Source organism: Micromonospora sp. WMMA1363 (assembly GCF_030345795.1).
Lineage (GTDB): Bacteria > Actinomycetota > Actinomycetes > Mycobacteriales > Micromonosporaceae > Micromonospora.
Genome location: NZ_JAUALB010000001.1, coordinates 2,575,060 through 2,593,639, shown reverse-complemented (window position 1 = coordinate 2,593,639; position 18,580 = coordinate 2,575,060). Strand labels below are relative to the sequence as shown.

Below are 18,580 nucleotides of genomic sequence, written 5' to 3'. Positions count from 1 at the left end.
GTCGGCGTGATGTAGGTCATAGTTCGTGGAGAACCGTCGAGGGGTGGACGTCGTCTTGCCTGATGTGAGACGAGGCATGGACGCGGTCGACGAGGCAGCACTCGTGCGCCGCATGGCCGGTGGTGATCGGCGGGCGTTCGACGAGCTGTATCGGCGCACGTCACCGTGGCTCGCCGTGCGCCTGCGCCGCCGGTGCGCCGACGAGGAGATCGTTGCCGACGTGATGCAGGAGACGTACCTGGCCGTCTGGCGGGCCGCCGGTGGATTCGCCGGCGCCGCAACGTCCGGCAGTGCGGTCGGCTGGCTGTGGACCATCGCCGCCAACCGGTTGGTGGACGCGTTCCGGCGGCGGGCCCGGCAGGCGCAGGTGCCGCCGGTGCCGCTGGCGGAGACCGCCGCGCCCGCCGCCGAGGACGAGGTGATGGCCGGGCGGATCGGGCAGGAACTGGAGCAGGCCCTGCTCGTGCTTCCGGTCGAGCTGCGGCAGGTCCTGCGCGCGATGGTCCTCGACGGGCTGTCCGTGCGGGAGACGTCGATTCTGCTGGGAGTGCCGGAGGGCACGGTGAAGTCCCGCGCGCGGCGGGCCCGGATCGCTCTGCGGGAGGCACTGTCATGACCAGACACCCGAACCTCGCCGTGATCGCCCGCTACGCCGGCGGCGGCGACGGGCTGGACGAGGCGACCGTGTGGTCGGTCGAGGCACACCTGGAGAACTGCGCGGACTGCCGAGCCCGCCTGGCCGGCAGCGTCGGGGACCAGACCCGGGCGCTGCTCGACCGGATCGCCTCCGGCCTGGACGTCGGCATCGCCGCGGGGCCGCCTCCGGCCCACGCGGCCCGGCCCTGGTCGGCGATGCGGCGACGCTGGTTCGTCTGGGCGTTGGTGCCGTGGCTCGCCATGACGGTGGCGGTGCTGGGCTGCGCGTACCTTCTCGACCGGCTGCGGCCGGATCTGCCCTCGCTGGTGCTGCTGCTCGCCCCGGTGGCGCCGCTTCCGGGCGTCGCCGTGGCCTGGAGTCGGCGCGCCGATCCCGCGTGGGAACTGGTCGCCGGCACGCCCGGCGCCGGGCTGGCGATGCTGCTGCGACGCGCCGTGGTGGTGCTGGCCGTGGTCGTGCCCGCGCTGGCCCTCCTGGGGATCGGCAGTGGGATCTCGATGGCGCTGATGTTGCTGCCCAGCTTGGCGGGTACGGCCGCCACCATCGCCCTGGGTGGGGTGTTGGGCCTACACCGGGCGGCGACCGGCATCGGCGCGGCGTGGGGGGTGGCTGTGGTGGTGCCGAGCATGGCCACGATGAACCTCCCGGTCGTACTCAGCCCGGGCAGCATTCCCATCTGGGCCCTGATCACCGCGGCGCTCGTCGCGGTCACCGCGACCCGCGCCGACGGCTACCGATGGCTGTCCAGCCGAGACTGAGCTAGTAGTTCGCCGACCAATGGAGAGTTGATGATGCGTGTGGTGAGCGCGGCCGAGACGGCCCCGACCACTCATCCCTGGGTGGTGCAGGCCGACGGGTTGCGCGTTCGCGCCGGCCGGCACCTGGCCGTCGACGGGCTGGACCTGGCCCTGGACACCGGTGTGCACGGGTTGCTCGGACCGAACGGCGCCGGCAAGACGACGCTGATGCGGTCGCTGGCCACGGTCGTGAAGCCGGCCGGCGGGCGGCTGACGGTGCTCGGCGAGAGCGTCGACGCCAGGGCCGACCTGCGGCGGGTCCGTCGCGGTCTCGGATACCTGCCGCAGCAGTTCGGGTTCTACCCGCGCTTCACCGTGCGGGAGTTCGTCGAGTACATGGCCTGGCTCAAGGAAGTGCCGAAGAGCGCCGTGCCGGGGGCGGTGCAACGGGCGATCGAACGGGTCGGGCTCGCCGCCAAGGCGGACGCGCGGATGAAGACTCTCTCCGGCGGCATGCTGCGCCGCGCCGGCATCGCACAGGCGATCGTGAACGACCCGGCGGTGCTGCTGCTCGACGAGCCCACCGTCGGACTGGACCCCGAGCAACGCGTGGACTTCCGTGCGCTCCTGCGCGAACTGGGTGTCGACAGCTGTGTCCTGGTCTCCACGCACCTGGTCGAGGACGTGGTCGCCGCCTGCACCGACGTCGTCATGATGCACGAGGGGCGGCTCGTCTTCCAGGGCGCCCCGGACGACCTCGTCGCCGAGGGCGGGCAGGGCGACGCCGGGGACAGCCCGGCCGAGCGGGGATACTCGGCGATCCTGCGCCGGCACCGCGCGGGGGTGACCCGGTGAGCCGGGTTCTCCGTGTCGAACTGCGCCGCTCCGCCGCTGCCGGTGCCCTGCTGGCCCTGCTCGTGGCCGGTGCGGTCCTCTTGTACACCGCCCCGCAACGGTGGTCGGCCGGGTGGATGCCGCTGGCCATGATCCAACGGGAGTATCTGGTGCTGCTGTGGCCGCTCGCGCTCGCCGCCGGTGCCTGGCAGGCGCGCCGCGAGCACCGGTCCCGCGTGGCGGAGCTGTTCGCCAGCACCGCCCGGCCCCGCGCGCAGCGGATTCTGCCCATTCTCGGCGCGATGGGCGTCGCCGTGGGGTGCGGCTATCTGGCGGTGGCGGCGGTGGCCGTTCCCAGGATCATCGACACGGCGAGCTACCTGCCCGGGTCGGTCTTCACCGTCGTGGCCGTCGGCGGGCTGGCGATGATCGCGGCGGCCTGGCTCGGCCTGGCGGTCGGGCGCTTCGTACCGTCCGTGGTGACCGCGCCCGTGCTCGCCGTGGCCGGCATCGCGCTGCTGTTGGTGATTCCTGCCGCCATGCGCCGCACCGGAACCGAGTGGCTGGCCATGGTCCTCTCGCCGATGTACGGCATGGGCCAGTACACCGACTACCAGACGGTGACCGGCCGGGTCAGCCTCGCGCAGGCTATCTGGCTGACGGCGCTCGCGGGCGCCGCCGTGGTGCTGCTCGCGTCCGGGTCATGGCGCAGCCGGGTGGCGGCGCTGCTGCCGGCGGCCCTCGGTGTCGCCCTGGCGACCGTGGTCGCTCCGCGCGGTGACGCATTCGTCGCGCACCCGATCGACCCCGTCGCGCAGGAACACGTCTGCGCGCAGGGCAGCCCCCGGGTCTGCGTCAGCCGCGTCCACGCCGGGCTACTGCCCGAGGTCACGCCCCTGGCCCGGCAGGCCCTCTCCATGCTGGCGAAACTGCCGGATCCGCCGACCGCCGCGCACGAGGACACCACCACCTACCATCCCGACACGAGCCCTCCGCGACGGGCCGACACCGTGTTGATCCCCGTCCAGGTCGACAAGCACGGTCGCCTCGCGGGCAAATCCGAGGTCATTCCGCGGATGCTGGACGCGGGTGGTGCCAACATGCGGGGCTGCGAAGGCCGCCAGCCGAGCACACCGGTCGCCCGTGCCGTCGGTTACTGGCTGCTGGGACGCGTGCCCGAGCCGGGCCACTCCCTCGAACCGGCCGAGATCAACGCCGAGGCCGTCAGGTGGTGGCGGGCACTGCGCCGACTGCCAGAGCGGGAGGCGGTGGCCCGCGTGGCAGAGGTCCGGCGCGCGGCCCTCGCCTGCGAGGAACTCACCGACCTGCCCGCCGGGAGCCGCCGATGAGATGGCTGACGCTCTATCTGCGCTCGCGTCGGGTGCCGGTCGCGCTGGCCGTGGCCGCCGGGAGCGCCGCGATCTCCTGGTGCCTGTGGGTGGTCAACTCGGACAGCCGTGACGTGGGCACCCCGATGGTGATCCTGACCGTCCTGGTGATCGTCGCGACGACGACCACCACGCTCGCCGGTCCCGACGACGCGCTCGAGGGCACGGCCTCGCTGCGATGGTTCCCGCGGCGGGCCGTACACCTGCTGGCCGCGTTCGCCCTCGTCCTCATCCTGCTGCTGCCCACGCTGCACACCGACGCGCGGTTCGGCCCGGCCGGGCTGGTGATCCGCGACGCGGCCGGCCTGATCGGGCTGACGGCGCTGGGCGCGGCGACGATCGGTGCGGGCAGGTCCTGGTTGCTGCCGCTGGGCTGGACCCTCCCGGCGGTGGTCTTCCCCCTGACGGAAACGGCGTCCGGGCAGATTTTCACCTGGCAGTCGCAGGCGCCGGACAACCGGACCGCCGCGATCACCGCCGCCGTGCTCGCCGTGCAGGGTCTCGTCACCTACGCGATGGCGGGGCCGGCGCGGCGCGCCCCCGCCGAGGCCGCGTGGTAGCCGTCCGGTTCGGGCCGGAGCGACTCGGCGATCGGGAGTGTCGGGCGCAGACCGGCATCAGGCGGGTCACGTTGCGGACGAGGGCGAACAAGGCCCTGCTCGCGTTCCTCGACAAGTAGTCACTGGCGAAGTGCCGACGTCGGAGATCGACCACGCGCCCCGCGCCGGCGTCCAGCCGATGAGGGGCGCGTGGTGCTTCTCAGCGTCTCACTTGGAGTCGATTCGGCCCAGCGGGTCGGTGCCCGTGGTCAGCTCGGCGTTCGCTGTTGCCCAGCTGTGGTCCGCGGGGTAGAGCGCACTGCGCAGGTAGGCCCAGGTGAGCCGTTGGACGAGAGCGACTCGTTCGGGATTCTCGTCGGTCGTTTCCGCGACGGCGTGGCCGGCGACTCCACCAAGGGAGTGTTCTGCCCCGAACAGCGTGAGCAGGCTCTTCGGCCCGGGGCTCAGGTGGTACGGGTCGGCGAACCAGTCCGGCCCCCGGACGCTCAGGGGGGACTGGTCCCGGTCTCCCGCGACCACGAGGGCCGGCGTGGCCATGTCCGCGAAGCTCGGGTTCATGAAGGGGAAGTGCTCGGCGGCGAACGGGCTCAGGTCGGCTCCGCCCGTGCCGGTCGTGGACAGCAGCACACCCGCCTTGACCCGCGAGTCGGACAGGTCCTCGCCGGGGACGCCGTCGGCACCGAGGACCCGTGCGCCCAGCAGCGTGCTCGCCGTCTGGCCACCCCAGGAGTGTCCGGCCACGGCGATGCGGCTTCGGTCGAGGCGTCCACGGAGACCGGGAACGGCGGACTCGACAAGGTCGAGCTGGTCGAGGATGCGCCTCAGGTCGTCGACTCGGAAGCGCCAGATCTCGGGGTAGCGGTGATCGTCGGGCGTGATGTTCAGCGTCCTGGAGTCGAGGTGCGTGGGTACAACCACCACGAAGCCGTGAGCTGCCCAGAAGTCGACCAGCGGGGCATAGCCGGTCATCGACCAGCCGAAGCCGTGCGAGAAGACGATGATGGGTAGTTCGTGCCCCGCTGCGGGGGCTGACACTCGCACCTGCAGGTCCTCGCCACGGCCGACGGCCGGCAGCGTCACCGGACTGACCGAGACGACCGGGGCGGGTGCGCTGGTGCCCTTGTCGGTGTGGTCCATATGGTTTCTCCTTGCGGGTTGAGCCGAGCTGGTGATGTGCGGTTTGGACATGAAGCGCCTGCCCTGACATCATGAACAAGCGGAACCTCGTTCCGTTGAAACGATACGGAACAGCGTTCCGCTTATCAAGCGTCGTGACGGAGGTAACAGCGCAGTGGCCGACATCGACGGCGGGTCGGGGGGCTCAGCCTCACGGAAGCGGGCCGACGCCCGACGCAACGAGCGGACCCTGCTCGACGCGGCCGGCGCGGCTTTCCTCGCCTCCGGCGTCGATGTGCCGGTACGTGACATCGCCGCCCGGGCCGGTGTCGGTGTCGGCACCATCTACCGCCACTTCCCGACGCGCGCCGATCTCATCGTCGCCGTCTACCGGCACCAGGTCGAGGCCTGCGCCGAAGCCGGTCCGGCCCTGCTGGCGGCCAGTGGCACCCCGCACGTCGCCCTGGCTCGTTGGATCGACCTCTTCGTCGACTTCTTGGTTACCAAGCACGGCCTCGCCGAGGCGCTGCAGTCCGACGACGCCACCTTCCAGGCCCTGCACGCCTACTTCCTCGACCGCCTCGTCCCGGTGTGCGCCCGGTTGGTCGACGCCGCCGCGGCGGCGGGCGAGATCCGCCCCGACGTGGCGGCCTACGAACTGATGCGTGGCGTCGGCAACCTGTGCATCGGTGCGGGCCGCGACCCACGCTACGACGCGCGTCGAATGGTTGGTTTCCTCATCGCCGGACTGCGCCGTCACCAAGCTGTGCCCACCCAACCGGTTGCGGACTGAAGGCGGCCGTCACCCGTGTCCGACACGGACGAGATTGCCCAATTCCGACAGGCGGGCCGAACGCGGACTTACCCTTTTGGGGATACTCGCGGGAGGGGTCATGGGGCATGCGGTGGAATCCTTCTTCGCGTCTCTCGCACGACGGGAGACCTCGGCGGTGCCACCGCGGGTCCGGAAGACCCTGCGCGTCGACCTGACCGCCGGCGCCTGCACCGAGCACTGGTTTATCGACCTGCGTGCCGCCACGGTCCGAGTCAGCCGGGAGAACCGGCCGGCCGATGCGGTGATGAACACCAGCATGGACGTGTTCGAACGGCTGATCTCCGGTGACACCTCCCTGATCGCGGCGCTCTGGCGGAACGAGGCTGCGCTGGTCGGGGATCCCGCGCTGCCCAACGCACTACGACACTTCCTGCCGGCCCGGCAGGGCAGCCGGCATCCGAGAGACGTCGCAGTCGCCCGGGGACTCAGCCGCGCCGAGTGGCGCGCCCGGCTGGATGCCACGCTCGAGCGGACGGCCCGAGAGCGATGAAGGACCTGTTCAGCATCCTCGACGGGAACACGTTCCTGGTCAGCGACTCCGCCGGTGACGTCGACCCATCCCCGGCGTACCCGACCGGCTTGTTCTCCTACGACACGCGCTTCCTGTCGACCTGGCAGCTCACCGTGAACGGTGAGCGGCTGAACTCCCTGTCCGTCGACAACCTCAGGTACTACGAGACCAGGTATTTCCTGGTCCCGGGCGAGCCCACCCACTATGTCGACGCCAAGGTGTCGGTCATCCGGCATCAGACGATCGGCAACAGCTTCGTGGAGAAGCTCGCGGTTCTCAACCACGGCGAGGAGGACGCCGACCTCGTCGTCCGGGTGGAGATGGGAAGCGACTTCGCCGACATCTTCGAGATCAAGAATCCGGCGCGCAAGCGACAGGCCGTGGCGGTCGTCGTGGAAGACGAGCGGCTCCGTTTCCGGTACCAGCGGGGCCCGTTCGAGCGCGAGACGCTGATCACCTCCACTGCGACCGGCGGGGTCGACCGCGGCGGCATGACCTTCCGGATCAACGTTCCCGTCGACGGGGAGTGGCAGACCACGCTCAACGTCGAGACGGCGGTGCTGGGCGCGCGTGGTCGGGACTTCCGGGAGAACATCGCGATCGGGCATGCCCGATCACCGGAGCAGCTCCAGTCGGCCATGGACGACTGGCTGGCTGGCGCCCCGCGGCTCGATTGCGAGTGCTCGCAACTGGAGGCGACGTATCGGCGCAGCCTGGTCGACCTGTCCGCCCTCCGGTACACGGGGCTGTCCGTCCGGACGGAGCTGGTCGCCGCCGGCCTGCCGTGGTTCATGACCCTGTTCGGTCGGGACAGCATCTTCACCTGCCTGCAGACGTTGCCGTTCACGCCGCAGTTGATCCCGGCGACCCTCGCCGCGCTGGCGTTCGGGCAGGGCGGCCGGCTGGACGACTTCCGGGACGAGGAGCCCGGGAAGATTCTGCATGAGATCCGCTACGGGGAGTCCGCCGGATTCGAGGAGCAGCCGCACAGCCCGTACTACGGGGCGGCGGACACGACGCCGCTCTTCGTGATCCTGCTCGACGAGTACGAGCGGTGGACCGGGGACAGCACGCTGGTCCGGATTCTCGAGTACGAGGCCCGTGCCGCGCTCCACTGGATCGACGAGTACGGAGACCCGCTGGGCAGCGGTTACATCTGGTACGAGACCCGCAATCCCGACACCGGGCTGATCAACCAGTGCTGGAAGGACTCGTGGGATTCGATCTCCTACCGCAACGGCCGTATCCCGTCTCTTCCTCGGGCGACCTGCGAGTTGCAGGGCTATGCCTACGACGCGAAGCGGCGCGGCGCCCGGCTGGCTCGGCTGTTCTGGAACGATCCGGACTACGCCGAGCAGCTCGAACGCGAGGCGACCGAACTCAAGACCCGCTTCAACCGCGACTTCTGGATCGGCGAGGGCGAGTACTTCGCCCTCGCCCTGGACGCCGAGGGCGGGCAGGTCGACGCGTTGTCCTCCAACATCGGTCACCTGCTGTGGAGTGGCATCGTCGACGAGGACCGTGCCCCGAGGGTGGTGGAGCATCTGCTCGGTCCCCGGCTCTTCTCCGGCTGGGGGGTGCGGACGCTCGCCACCGGCTGCCGCCGGTACAACCCGCTCGGCTATCACGTCGGCACCGTCTGGCCGTTCGACAACTCCGTCATCGCCTGGGGGCTGCTGCGCTACGGGTACCGGAGCGAGGCCGCGACGGTCTGCCAGGCGATGTTCGACGCCGCCGAGTACTTCCAGGGTCGCCTGCCCGAAGCGTTCGCCGGATATGCCCGGTCGCGGACCACCTACCCCGTGGAGTACCCGACTGCGTGTAGCCCACAGGCCTGGTCGGCGGGCGCACCGCTGCTGATGCTGCGGGTGATCCTTGGTCTCGAGCCGCAGGGCGATCACTTGATCATCAACCCGTGGGTCCCGGCCGCGCTGGGCCGCGTCGAGCTGCTCGACATCCCCGGCCGGTGGGGTCGCATCGATGCTCTCGGTCGCGGTCGCCGGGTGCGTTGAGGTCGACGTCGCGCTCGGTGTCGTGGGTGTCGCGCCCGCGGGTGCCGCGGGGGTGGGTGCTGTTCCGGTCGGGTCAGCTGGGTGGTGGCAGGTCGCCGTCCATGCCACTTATTTGCCGGAGTGGCAATGATGTTTGCCGGTTTGCCGTCGTCGGTGGATGGTTGCCGCCGGGAGGTGGTCAGGATGACCGATGAGTTGAACAGTCGCTATGACGTGGTGGTCGTTGGTGGTGGCGCCGCTGGCCTGAACGGGGCGTTGATGCTCGCTCGGTCCCGTCGTTCGGTGGTGGTCGTCGACTCGGGTGCCCCGCGTAACGCTCCGGCCGGGGGCGTACACGGGCTGCTGGCCCGGGAGGGGATGCCGCCGGCCGAGTTGCTGGAGCGCGGTCGGGCCGAGGTGCGTGAGTACGGCGGCCGGGTGGTGACCGGCGAGGTCGCTGATGTTGCACGTGCGGGTGACGGGTTCGCGGTGACGCTGGCCGACGGCCGGTCCGTCCGGGCGCGTCGGCTGCTCGTGACCACCGGAGTGGTCGATGTGCTGCCGGACATTCCCGGGTTGCGGGAGCGCTGGGGGCGAGACGTGCTCCACTGTCCGTACTGCCACGGTTGGGAGGTCCGGGACCAGGCCATCGGCGTACTCGCCACCGGGCCGATGTCGGTGCATCAGGCGTTGCTGTTCCGGCAGTTGAGCGGGGACGTCACGTACTTCACACACCTGAGCGGTGGTCCGGACGCGGAGCAGGCCGAGCAACTCGCTGCCCGGGGTATCCGCGTGGTGACCGGTACGGTGGCGGCGCTGGACGTCGCCGGTGACCGGCTTGTCGGGGTGCGTCTCGCCGACGGCACGGTGGTCGGCCGGGACGCCGTGGCGGTCGCGCCACGGATGGCGGCGCGGGCCGGGTTCCTGGCGGGGCTCGGGCTGCGGCCGGCCGACCACCCGATGGGTGAGTACATCCCGGCCGATCCGACCGGACGCACCGACATCCCCGGGGTGTGGTCGGCCGGTAACGTCACCGACCTGGCCGCGCAGGCGGGTGCCGCGGCGGCGAGCGGGGCGCAGGCGGGTGCGGCGATCAACGGCGACCTCATCGCCGAGGAGACCCGGCAGGCGGTCGCGGCCCTGCGGTAGCCGTTGTCGGCGGAGTCCGAGGCGGAGGCCGCCGTACTGGCCGCGGACGACCGCCGCCACGGGTGTGTGAACGGGGAAACAGCACCGCGAGCCTCCCACGCGACGCACTCGCGGGGTGGCGGCCCGGGGTGCGGCACCGGCGTCGGCGCCGGCGGCGGCGCCGGACTGGGCTGTGGGCCGGGGGTGGTGGCCGGCCAGACACTCGCCGGTGAGGTGTCCGCTGGCGGGCTGCTCGGCGACAGCACGCCGACTCCGGTCGGATTGCTCTCCTCCTCAGCCGGAAGGACGTTGCGCCGCTGGGCCGGATGACGGTGGCTGTTCATCCACCCGAATTTCCCCGCCTACCCCACGCTAACCGCCTTCGGCCCGGCCGCCTTCGGCCCGGCCCGCCCCCGCCAATCGCGCAACTGCGGCCAGCCGACCTCGGCGCGGACCACGGTCCTGAGTGATCAGCGATTGCGCGCTGGATGCGGTGTCGCGGATGGGCCCTGTTCCTGGCAGGCAAAATATGTCTGCCAGGAACAGCGGCCAGGTGTGCCACCCAGCCGCGGCCGTGCTAGCGGGGGCTGACGGAGAACCCACGCGCTCCGGGCCCGGCCTGGTCCGGCGCCCCTCTGTCAGCGGCCGGTCGTCTGGTTGCGCATACTGCCCCGCTGAACCGCTCGGCTGATGTCGCTCGGCGAGATGATGCCGACCAGGTGGTCGCCGGTCACCACCAGCGCCCGCCCGTCCGTGCACTCGCTGAGCCGGGGAAGGAGATCGTTCAGCGCCTCGTCGGGCGAGGCGAGCACCAGCTCGTCGGCGCGGCAGGAGACCTCGGCGAGGGTGGTGGAGCCCCGACGGTCGGCCGGCACGTCGCGTACCCGGTCGAGGGTGACCAGGCCGACGGGTCGACCTTCCTCGGTGAGCGGTAGCGCCGAGTGGCGGTACGCGAACAGGTAGTTGTCGACGAAGTCGGCCACGGTCAGTTCCCCGGAGGCGGTCTGCGGCTGAGGCGTCATCACATCGGCCACCCGGACGCCGCGCAGCGCGTCGCCCATCCGGGCCTGCCGCTCCTCCATCCCGGCTGCGCCGATCAGGAACCAGCCGATCAGGATCAGCCACAGCCCGCCGAACCCGGCACCGGCGAAGAACTGCCAGAAGCCCAGCCCGATCAGCAGCGCGCCGAGCACCCAGCCGGCCCGGGCGGCGACCACCGAGGCCTTCGTCCGGTCGCCGGTGGCCTTCCACACCGCCGCGCGCAGGAGTCGCCCCCCGTCCAGTGGAGCGGCGGGCAGGACGTTGAAGACGGCCAGCAGCACGTTGATGCCGCCCAGCCAGGCCAGCGCGCCGAGCCAGAGCCCGTTGTACCCGGTCGTCGCCAGTGCCACCGCGATGACGCCGAAGAAGATGCCGATCAGCAGGCTCACCAGCGGCCCGACCCCGGCGATTCGTAGCTCGGCACCGGGGTCGCGCGCCTCGCCCTTCAGTTCCGCGACGCCGCCGAGGATCCAGAGCGTGATCCCGCCGACCTCGAGCCCGTTGCGCTTGGCGACGATGGCGTGGGAGACCTCGTGGGCGAGCAGGCCGAGAAAGAAGACCACCGCGGCGGCGAGGCCGGCCAGGACGTAGGCGATCGCCGGCTGGTCGGGGTACGACCGGGGGAACTGGTTGGCCGACAGTGCCCAGGCGATCAGTACGAAGATGACCAGGACACTCCAGTTCACGCCGACGGGTACGCCCGCGATCCGACCGAGCCGGAAACTCGCCCTCATGTTCCCGTCATACCCCTGGTTGGTGCTCCCATGCCAGGGGCGGACGTCACCCCGGTGAGTTGCCCGACCGGTTGGCCGGGCCAGCCCGGTGTCCGCCGTCACCGACGGCGTGGCCAGCGCGCGGCCCGTCCCGGGACGGGCGGCGGCCTGCACGCGCCGGGTGGCGGGTCGGTTCGACGGCGGGCATGGAATTTTCTTACCGCCCGGTGATCCGGCGGCGCGAGTGGCTCGTACTGGAGAAGGGAACAGGGTCGGCCGGTGGCGCGCCACCGCGAGACGATCGAGGAGCAGATGGCCCGGACACAGCAGAAAACGATGACGGCGACCGTCCGGACCGGCACCACCAGGCGGGGGGTCCGCGCCCCGGCGCGGTCCGCACTTGTCCTGTTGACCATCTCCGCGCTCGCCGCGGTGTGGGCAGTGAGCATGCTGACCGGCGTGGGTTCCGCGGTGTACGCGTACGGCTTCTTCTTCACCGAGTTCTTCGCCGGCGTGATCGCCCTGGTGTCGCTCAGCCTCACCGTGATGCTCGGGTTGCTCGCCACCGACCGCCTCGTCCTGCTGATCCGGCACCGGGTGCTGCTCCAGTCCGCGCACCGTGCCACCGGCATCCTCGGGGTGGCCGGGCTGGTCTTCCACGTCATCACCAAGGTCGCCACCGGACGGGCGGAGAGCACCGACGCTGTCGTTCCGTTCGTCGGCGGTCGCGGGGTGTATGTCGGCCTGGGTACGTTGGCTGGGCTGCTCATGGTGAGTGTGCTCTGGACCGGCGTCATCCGTGCCCGCTTCGCCGGGACCGGTCCGAAGTGGTTGTGGCGTACTCTGCACTCCGCCGCGTACGCCTCGTGGCCCTTCGCCATCACGCACGGCCTCAACGCCGGCCGTCCCGCGAAGTCCTGGGTGGTACTCAGCTATCTCGCCTGCGCGCTGCTGGTGCTGGTCGCACTGCTCGTCCGGCTTTCGGTTCACCTGGGCCGGCGTAGCCGCGAGCAGCACCAGGCCGCCGCGATCAACAAGGCGATGACCGCGCGGCCGACCGAGGAGGGCAGGGGCCGGACGCTCCTCGGCGCCCTGGCCCGCAAGCGTGATGACGGCGAGCGGCCGGAGAGCCGGAGCGGGCGGGAGTCGACGTGGTCCGAGACAACGCTCGCAGGCACCTGGAACGCGCCCGGCGGTCGTCGCCGCGACCCGCAGCGGTTCACGGTGCCGGTGGTGCCGGAGCCGGGGTCACTGCGCGAGCCCGCTGACCGCCGTCGCCGCGACGAGGTCGGGCCGGAGCCGGCCGGCCTCGGCGAACGGACCGCCCGCCGCGCCGGCGAGCGCAGCACGGATGAGGTGCCGGTCACGCGGTCCCGGCGCCGCATCGAGGAGCGTGAGCCTGCGGTGGCCCGCCGGGACGAGAACCCAGCTCCGACCGGCCGGCGTCGTCGCGCGGAGGACGACGAGCCGACCCGCGGCCGTCGCCGCCGGGAAGAGGTGGACGCGGGTCGGCGTTCGGCGCCGCCACGCCGCGCCGACGAGCCGGAGGAGCCGTGGACCAGCGCACGGCGGTGGGAGACCGCGCCGGTCTCCACGGGCCCGGTCTCCACGGGCCCGGTCTCCACGGGCCCGGTCTCCACGGGCCCGGTCTCCGGCACCCCGGTCTCGTCCGCACCGCGCAGCGGCGGCGGCCGGCACAGCGCCGAGGAAGACCTGCTGGAGGAACCGGACTACTGGCGACCGCCGGCCCGGTACGTCCCCGACGACGTCCCGCCCCCGGACGAAACCCCCACCCTGGTCGATCTCGCTTCCCGGCGGGCGCGCCGGGAAGCGAAGGAGAGCCGACGACGGCGTCGGGCGAACGCGGACTCCGTCGACACCGCCTACTGGGCCGGACTGCGGGGGGAGGCCAAGTGACGCGGACGACCGTGCCGCCGGTGGCATGTGTCGGCGAGCCCCGGCTGACCGCCGGCTTCGCCGAGTTCGGCCGGCTCGACCTGCTCGCCCACGAGGAGGTGCACGGCCCGATCGGGCCGATCGAACCGGCGAACCTGCTGCGGCTCGCCGAAGGCGTCCAGCTCAAGGGCAAAGGTGGGGCGGGCTTCCCGTTCGCCAAGAAGGTGCGGGCGGTGTTGGAGTCCTGCGAGCGGCAGGATGCCACCGCGATCGTGGTGGTCAACGCCACCGAGGGTGAGCCGGCGAGTTGGAAGGACAAGGTGCTGCTCACCCGCGCCCCGCACCTCATCCTCGACGGGGCGGCCGTGGCCGCGTACGCGTTGGATGCCGACGAGATCATCATTGGGGTGGCCGATGACGGGGTCGGCCAGGAATCCCTGATGGAGGCGTTGGGGGAACGGCGGTTGCCGGTGCCGGCGAGCGTCGTCACCGTGCCGCACCGGTTCATCTCCGGCGAGGGTGGGGCGTTGGTCAACGGCATCAACGGGCTGCCGCACATCCCGCCCGGCACGAAGAAGCGCTCCAGCGACTCGGGCGTCGGCGGGCTACCCACCCTGCTCTCCAACGCCGAGACATACGCCCACCTCGCCATCGCCGCCCGGCTCGGACCGTACGAGTACGCGGCGCTCGGCACTGACGACGAGCCCGGTACCGTGCTGCTCACCGTCACCGGGGCGGCGAAACGGCCAGCCGTGGTGGAGTGCGCCGCCGGCACACCGCTGCGGGAGATCCTCGACCTGTGCGAGGTGCCGGCCGGGCCGGGCATCCTGATGGGCGGGTACCACGGAAAGTGGATCACGCCGGAGGCGGCGGACCGGGCTGAGATCTCCCGCAAGGGGCTGGCCGCCGTCGGCGGCACCCTCGGCGCCGGCATCATCGTGCCCCTCGGCGCGGACACCTGCCCACTCGGCGAGGCCGCGCAGGTGGTCCGCTACCTGGCCGGCGAGTCCGCCGGGCAGTGCGGGCCGTGCAAGATGGGCCTGCCGGATCTGGCCCGCTCGGTCGACCTCGCGGTTTCCGGCAGTGCCCCGCTGCAGGTCGTCCGGGCCGCGGCCGGGGACGTCAAGGGCCGCGGCGCGTGCAGCCACCCCGACGGCACGGCGCGGTTCGCGCTCTCCGCGATGGAGGTCTTCGCCGAGGACCTGCGGCTGCACAGTACCGGTGAGGGGTGCGGCCGGCGGGTCAGGGGGGTGATGGGTCTGCCCGGCGCACCCGACGCGAACCCGCAACGACTGACGCTCGACTGGTCCCGGTGCGACGGGCACGGGCTGTGCGCGCACGTCGTGCCGGACTTCATCCGCCTCGACGCCAACGGATACCCCGCCTTTCCCGCCACGCCGGTGCCGACCTGGCTGCGCGAGGGGGCGCTCAAGGCGGTCAAGGTCTGCCCCGAATTGGCACTGCGGCTGGCCAAGGCCGAGTCGTGACCCCATACCGACGGGAGGCACCGATGCGACGGCTGTCGGGTACCGTCCTGGCGACCGTGACGGCGGTCGCCCTGCTCGGCACGGCGGCGTGCGGCGGGGACGGCGGCGTACCCGCCACCGCCGGGCCCAACGACGAGGCGTCCCCGACCGGCGGCACGCTGGCCGCCACCGGCGCCCCGTCGGCGACCGGTACCCCGTCGGTGCCGGTGTCGAGCCCGGCCCAGCGGCCGGTGACCGTGCCGGCCACGCTGACATTCGCCGCGAAGACCCTCGACGGGACGGCCTTCGACGCCGCCAGGCTGGCCGGGAGACCAGTGGTGCTGTGGTTCTGGGCGCCGTGGTGCGCCACCTGCGCCAGCCAGGCGTGGACGGTCGCGGAGGTGGCCCCGCGGTACCGCGACACCGTGCCGGTCATCGGTGTCGCCGGCCTCGGCCAGCAGCGGGCGATGAAGGACTTCGTCACCGAGTTCGAGCTGGCCGGCGTGCCACAGCTCGACGACCGGGCGGGCGCGTTGTGGCGCCGCTTCGAGGTGGTCGAGCAGAGTACCTTCGTCATCCTCGACCGCGCCGGCACGGTCATCCACCACGGCTTCCTCGACGGTGAGGCGCTCACCCGCCAGCTGGCGACCCTCGCTCAGGGGTAAGGCACAGAGCCGCTGCAACGCCTGCGGCGGCAGAAGTGGCCCCATCCCGACACCGCGGAGCGCCGGCGAGCGGCGGAACCGGATTCCCCCGTTACCTTTTTGATCGTCCCCAGCCGGGGACTGCTCGGTCGCCCGGCTCGGTATGACTAACCGCCCCTGTCGTACGCATGATCCGGGGGGTGTTGTCGCCGGGCCGGGTGGCGTCGGCGGACCGCTGATAGGGACCCGGCCGCCCCGCGTGCGGGGTAGGTCTCTTCGTAACGTGGATGCCGGCAGTCCGACGCTGACCAGCGGCCGAGCCACGGTAGCAGTTGGGGAGGCACAGCGTTGTACGACGAGTACGGCGTCTTTATCGGACTGGATGTCGGCAAGGAAGGACACCATGCGGTCGCGCTAACCCCGGAAGGGAAGCGGCTGCACGACGCTACGCTGCCCAATACCGAGGCCGGCCTGCGGAAACTGTTCGACAAGCTCGCCCGGCACGGCCGGGTCCTGATGGTGGTCGACCAGCCCGCATCGATCGGCGCGCTGCCCGTGGCGGTGGCCCGCGCGTGTGTGGGCATCAGGTGGCCTACCTGCCCGGCCTGGTCATGCGCCGACTGGCCGACCTGCACCCCGGCACCGCGAAGACCGACGCCCGCGACGCCTACGTGATCGCCGACGCCGCCCGCACCCTGCCGCACACGCTGCGCCGCGTCGACGCCGGCGACGACGCCCTCGCTGAGCTGGAAGTCCTGGTCGGCTACGACGACGACCTCGCCGGCGAGGTCACCCGGATCTCCAACCGGATTCGTGGTCTGCTCACCCAGATCCACCCGCCGCTGGAGCGGGTCCTGGGCCCGAAACTGCAGCATCCAGCCGTGCTGGAGCTGCTGTCGCAGTGCGGTGGACCAGCCGGGCTGCGCAAGGCCGGCCGGACGAAACTGGTCGAGATGGTCAAGAAGCGTGCGCCACGCATAGGCGTACGCCTGGTCGCGCAGATCCTCACCGCGCTCGACGCGCAGACCGTCGTCGTGCCTGGCACCGCGGCGGCCGAGACCGTCCTGCCGCGACTGGCTGACAACCTGCGTGACCTGCTGCACCAGCGTGACCAAGTCGCCGAACAGGTTGAGGGGATGCTTGATGCGCACCCTCTTGCCGGGGTCCTGACCTCGATGCCCGGCATCGGCGTCAGGACCGCAGCCCGCATCCTGCTCGAAGTCGGCGACGGCACCACCTTCCCCACCTCCGGCCACCTCGCCGCCTACGCCGGCCTGGCCCCAGTCACCCGCCGCTCCGGCACCAGCATCCGCGGCGAGCACCCACCCAAGGGCGGCAACAAGCAGCTCAAACGCGCGTTCTTCCTGTCCGCGTTCGCCGCCCTGACCGACCCGACCAGCCGCACCTACTACGACCGGAAACGCGCCGAGGGCAAGAAACACAACGCCGCCCTCATCTGCCTCGCCCGACGCCGCGTCGACGTCCTACACGCCATGCTGCGCACCAAGACCCCATACCAGCCGAAACCGGCGGACGAACCCCGCCTCGCGGCTTGACAAAACCCATAGGGACACCCCCCCCGGCCCCGCCGCTCGAGGTCAGCGCGGGGTGAGGCGGTCGGAGCCCAGCCGGTCGCGGAGCACCTCGGGGACCAGGACCGAGCCGTCGGGCTGCTGGAACTGCTCCAGGATCGCCGGGAAGAGCCGGCTGGTGGCCAGGGCGGAGCCGTTCAGCGTGTGCACGAAGCGGGTCTGCTTGCCGCCCCGCTCCCGGTAGCGGATCGCTGCCCGCCGGGCCTGGTAGTCGCCGCCCCAGGAGACCGACGAGACCTCCTTGTACCTGCCGGTGCTCGGCATCCACACCTCGATGTCGAGAGTCTTGCGCATCGCCGCACTGGCGTCACCGGCGGCGAGGAGGCTGCGCTGGTAGTGCAGGCCCAGGGCCTCGACCAGGCTCTCCGCGTGCCCGATCATCGCCTCCAACGCCGCGTCGGCCTGCTCCGGCAGGGCGAACTGGAAGATCTCGACCTTGTTGAACTGGTGGCCCCGGACCGTGCCCCGCTCGTCCGAGTGTGAGCCGGCCGCCTCCCGCCGGTAACAAGGGGTGTACGCGAACACCTTCAACGGCAGCTTCGCGGTTTCCAGGATTTCGTCCTGGTACGCCCCGAGGATCGCCGTCTCCGCGGTGGGCAGCAGGAACTGCCCGCGCGGCGCGGACCGCCGGTCCAGGTGGTAGACGTCGTCGTAGAACTTGGGGAACTGGCCGGCGGCGAACCCGGCCGTGTCCAGCAGCAGGTGCGGTGGGAGCAGGAACTCGTACCCGGCCTCGACGTTCCGCTCGATCAGCCAGTTGACCAGCGCCCACTCCAGCCGGGCGCCCAGGCCGGTGTACATCCAGAACCCGGAACCGCCGAGCTTCACGCCCCGCTCGTGGTCGACCAGGCCCAGCATCCGGCTCAGCTCGACGTGGTCGCGGACCTTCTCGATCGCCGGCGGTTCGCCGAACGTCTTGACGACCCGGTTGGCCTCCTTGCCGCCGGGCACGACGTCGTCGGCGGGCAGGTTGGGCAGTTCGCTCATCCGGTCCCGCAGCCGTGACTGCACCTCGTCCAGCTCGGTTTCCAACTCGGCGATCTGCCTCCGGCCGGCCTCCGGGGCCGCGACCTCCGGCTCGCGGCCGGCCCGCTTGGCCTCCGCGTACGCCCGAGCCTCGGCCTTGCGGCGCTGGCGCTCGCCGTCGATCTCGGTGATCAGGCCGCGCCGCTGCTGGTCGAGCTGCTGGATCTCGTCCAGCGCGTGGGTCACCTCCGCCAGGTCCATCCGCTTGGCCAGCGCGGACGCCACCGCGTCGCGATCCTTCCGGATCAACTCCATGTCGAGCATGCTGCTCCGTACGCCTCCGTCCGGACGTCAGGTGGACCACCAGATGCTACCGTCGCGTCCCGCTCAGCTCCGGCCCGCCCAGCCCCGCCCGCCCGCAGCGAGCCCATGGCCCCAGGCCCGCGCGGTGCGCCGGCCGATCCGGGCCGGGGTACGGTAACCGCCGCTGGTCCGGGACGTCGT

The 18,580-nt window shown here is 71.7% G+C and carries 15 protein-coding genes and 2 pseudogenes; 14 read left to right on the top strand and 3 right to left on the bottom strand.

What is annotated here, in order from left to right; genetic code table 11:
* Nucleotides 1-76: 76 nt before the first annotated feature.
* Genes QTQ03_RS11825 through QTQ03_RS11800 form a run of 6 tightly spaced genes read left to right on the top strand, consistent with a single transcriptional unit; the run spans nt 77 to nt 4,296 of the window.
* Complete coding sequence (locus QTQ03_RS11825) at nt 77-616, top strand: RNA polymerase sigma factor (protein ID WP_289278051.1); 540 nt, start codon at nt 77-79, stop codon at nt 614-616.
* Nucleotides 613-1,416, top strand: a complete 804-nt coding sequence (locus QTQ03_RS11820) for a cupin domain-containing protein (RefSeq protein ID WP_289278050.1) — start codon at nt 613-615, stop codon at nt 1,414-1,416. Before QTQ03_RS11825 ends, QTQ03_RS11820 begins: the two co-directional genes overlap by 4 nt.
* Before the next feature lie 33 nt (nt 1,417-1,449).
* Entirely contained in the window at nt 1,450-2,250 is an 801-nt protein-coding gene (locus tag QTQ03_RS11815; protein ID WP_289280781.1) for an ABC transporter ATP-binding protein, read from the top strand.
* The gene (locus QTQ03_RS11810; RefSeq protein ID WP_289278049.1) at nt 2,247-3,578 is read left to right on the top strand and encodes an ABC transporter permease; all 1,332 of its coding nucleotides are present in this window, start codon (nt 2,247-2,249) and stop codon (nt 3,576-3,578) included. The genes QTQ03_RS11815 and QTQ03_RS11810 overlap by 4 nt, the downstream gene beginning before the upstream one ends.
* Nucleotides 3,575-4,177, top strand: coding sequence for a hypothetical protein (locus QTQ03_RS11805; protein ID WP_289278048.1), 603 nt, complete (start codon nt 3,575-3,577; stop codon nt 4,175-4,177). Before QTQ03_RS11810 ends, QTQ03_RS11805 begins: the two co-directional genes overlap by 4 nt.
* Nucleotides 4,171-4,296 carry a hypothetical protein gene (locus tag QTQ03_RS11800; RefSeq protein WP_289278047.1) on the top strand — a complete coding sequence of 42 codons (126 nt, stop codon included), beginning with the start codon at nt 4,171-4,173 and terminating at the stop codon, nt 4,294-4,296. Before QTQ03_RS11805 ends, QTQ03_RS11800 begins: the two co-directional genes overlap by 7 nt.
* Nucleotides 4,297-4,384: 88 nt before the next feature.
* Here QTQ03_RS11800 and QTQ03_RS11795 read toward each other — a convergent pair whose 3' ends face one another.
* Nucleotides 4,385-5,314, bottom strand: coding sequence for an alpha/beta hydrolase family protein (locus QTQ03_RS11795; RefSeq protein WP_289278046.1), 930 nt, complete (start codon nt 5,312-5,314; stop codon nt 4,385-4,387).
* Nucleotides 5,315-5,477: 163 nt separating this feature from the next.
* On the opposite strand from QTQ03_RS11795, the gene QTQ03_RS11790 reads away from it, so the two are divergent.
* The 4 genes and pseudogenes from QTQ03_RS11790 to QTQ03_RS11775 all read left to right on the top strand — a co-directional run.
* Nucleotides 5,478-6,086, top strand: a complete 609-nt coding sequence (locus QTQ03_RS11790; RefSeq protein ID WP_502889855.1) for a TetR/AcrR family transcriptional regulator — start codon at nt 5,478-5,480, stop codon at nt 6,084-6,086.
* A gap of 100 nt (nt 6,087-6,186) precedes the next feature.
* Nucleotides 6,187-6,618 carry an SCP2 sterol-binding domain-containing protein gene (locus tag QTQ03_RS11785; protein ID WP_289278044.1) on the top strand — a complete coding sequence of 144 codons (432 nt, stop codon included), beginning with the start codon at nt 6,187-6,189 and terminating at the stop codon, nt 6,616-6,618.
* The gene (locus QTQ03_RS11780; RefSeq protein ID WP_289278043.1) at nt 6,615-8,651 is read left to right on the top strand and encodes an amylo-alpha-1,6-glucosidase; all 2,037 of its coding nucleotides are present in this window, start codon (nt 6,615-6,617) and stop codon (nt 8,649-8,651) included. Before QTQ03_RS11785 ends, QTQ03_RS11780 begins: the two co-directional genes overlap by 4 nt.
* Before the next feature lie 183 nt (nt 8,652-8,834).
* Nucleotides 8,835-9,845 (top strand): annotated as a pseudogene (locus tag QTQ03_RS11775) (NAD(P)/FAD-dependent oxidoreductase); the annotation flags it as partial.
* 551 nt (nt 9,846-10,396) lie between these two features.
* On the opposite strand, the gene QTQ03_RS11770 reads toward QTQ03_RS11775, so the two are convergent.
* On the bottom strand, nt 10,397-11,533 hold the full coding sequence (locus QTQ03_RS11770; protein ID WP_289278042.1) for a site-2 protease family protein: 1,137 nt from the start codon (nt 11,531-11,533) through the stop codon (nt 10,397-10,399).
* Nucleotides 11,534-11,791: 258 nt separating this feature from the next.
* On the opposite strand from QTQ03_RS11770, the gene QTQ03_RS11765 reads away from it, so the two are divergent.
* From QTQ03_RS11765 to QTQ03_RS11750, 4 genes and pseudogenes are all read left to right on the top strand, one after another.
* Nucleotides 11,792-13,429, top strand: coding sequence for a hypothetical protein (locus QTQ03_RS11765; protein WP_289278041.1), 1,638 nt, complete (start codon nt 11,792-11,794; stop codon nt 13,427-13,429).
* Complete coding sequence (locus QTQ03_RS11760) at nt 13,426-14,895, top strand: NADH-quinone oxidoreductase subunit NuoF family protein (RefSeq protein ID WP_289278040.1); 1,470 nt, start codon at nt 13,426-13,428, stop codon at nt 14,893-14,895. Before QTQ03_RS11765 ends, QTQ03_RS11760 begins: the two co-directional genes overlap by 4 nt.
* A gap of 23 nt (nt 14,896-14,918) precedes the next feature.
* The gene (locus QTQ03_RS11755) at nt 14,919-15,539 is read left to right on the top strand and encodes a redoxin domain-containing protein (RefSeq protein WP_289278039.1); all 621 of its coding nucleotides are present in this window, start codon (nt 14,919-14,921) and stop codon (nt 15,537-15,539) included.
* Nucleotides 15,540-15,866: 327 nt separating this feature from the next.
* Nucleotides 15,867-17,074, top strand: a pseudogene (locus QTQ03_RS11750) (IS110 family RNA-guided transposase).
* Nucleotides 17,075-17,116: 42 nt separating this feature from the next.
* Here the strand turns inward: QTQ03_RS11750 and serS are convergent.
* On the bottom strand, nt 17,117-18,400 hold the full coding sequence (serS, locus tag QTQ03_RS11745; protein ID WP_289278038.1) for a serine--tRNA ligase: 1,284 nt from the start codon (nt 18,398-18,400) through the stop codon (nt 17,117-17,119).
* Nucleotides 18,401-18,580: the final 180 nt, after the last annotated feature.

Bases quoted from the DNA above. Each gene is read 5' to 3' on its own strand.
- QTQ03_RS11825 (WP_289278051.1), top strand. From the start codon at position 77: ATGGACGCGGTCGACGAGGCAGCACTCGTGCGCCGCATGGCCGGTGGT.
- QTQ03_RS11820 (WP_289278050.1), top strand. From the start codon at position 613: ATGACCAGACACCCGAACCTCGCCGTGATCGCCCGCTACGCCGGCGGC.
- QTQ03_RS11815 (WP_289280781.1), top strand. From the start codon at position 1,450: ATGCGTGTGGTGAGCGCGGCCGAGACGGCCCCGACCACTCATCCCTGG.
- QTQ03_RS11805 (WP_289278048.1), top strand. From the start codon at position 3,575: ATGAGATGGCTGACGCTCTATCTGCGCTCGCGTCGGGTGCCGGTCGCG.
- QTQ03_RS11795 (WP_289278046.1), bottom strand. From the start codon at position 5,314: ATGGACCACACCGACAAGGGCACCAGCGCACCCGCCCCGGTCGTCTCG.
- QTQ03_RS11785 (WP_289278044.1), top strand. From the start codon at position 6,187: ATGGGGCATGCGGTGGAATCCTTCTTCGCGTCTCTCGCACGACGGGAG.
- QTQ03_RS11780 (WP_289278043.1), top strand. From the start codon at position 6,615: ATGAAGGACCTGTTCAGCATCCTCGACGGGAACACGTTCCTGGTCAGC.
- QTQ03_RS11770 (WP_289278042.1), bottom strand. From the start codon at position 11,533: ATGAGGGCGAGTTTCCGGCTCGGTCGGATCGCGGGCGTACCCGTCGGC.
- QTQ03_RS11755 (WP_289278039.1), top strand. From the start codon at position 14,919: ATGCGACGGCTGTCGGGTACCGTCCTGGCGACCGTGACGGCGGTCGCC.
- serS (WP_289278038.1), bottom strand. From the start codon at position 18,400: ATGCTCGACATGGAGTTGATCCGGAAGGATCGCGACGCGGTGGCGTCC.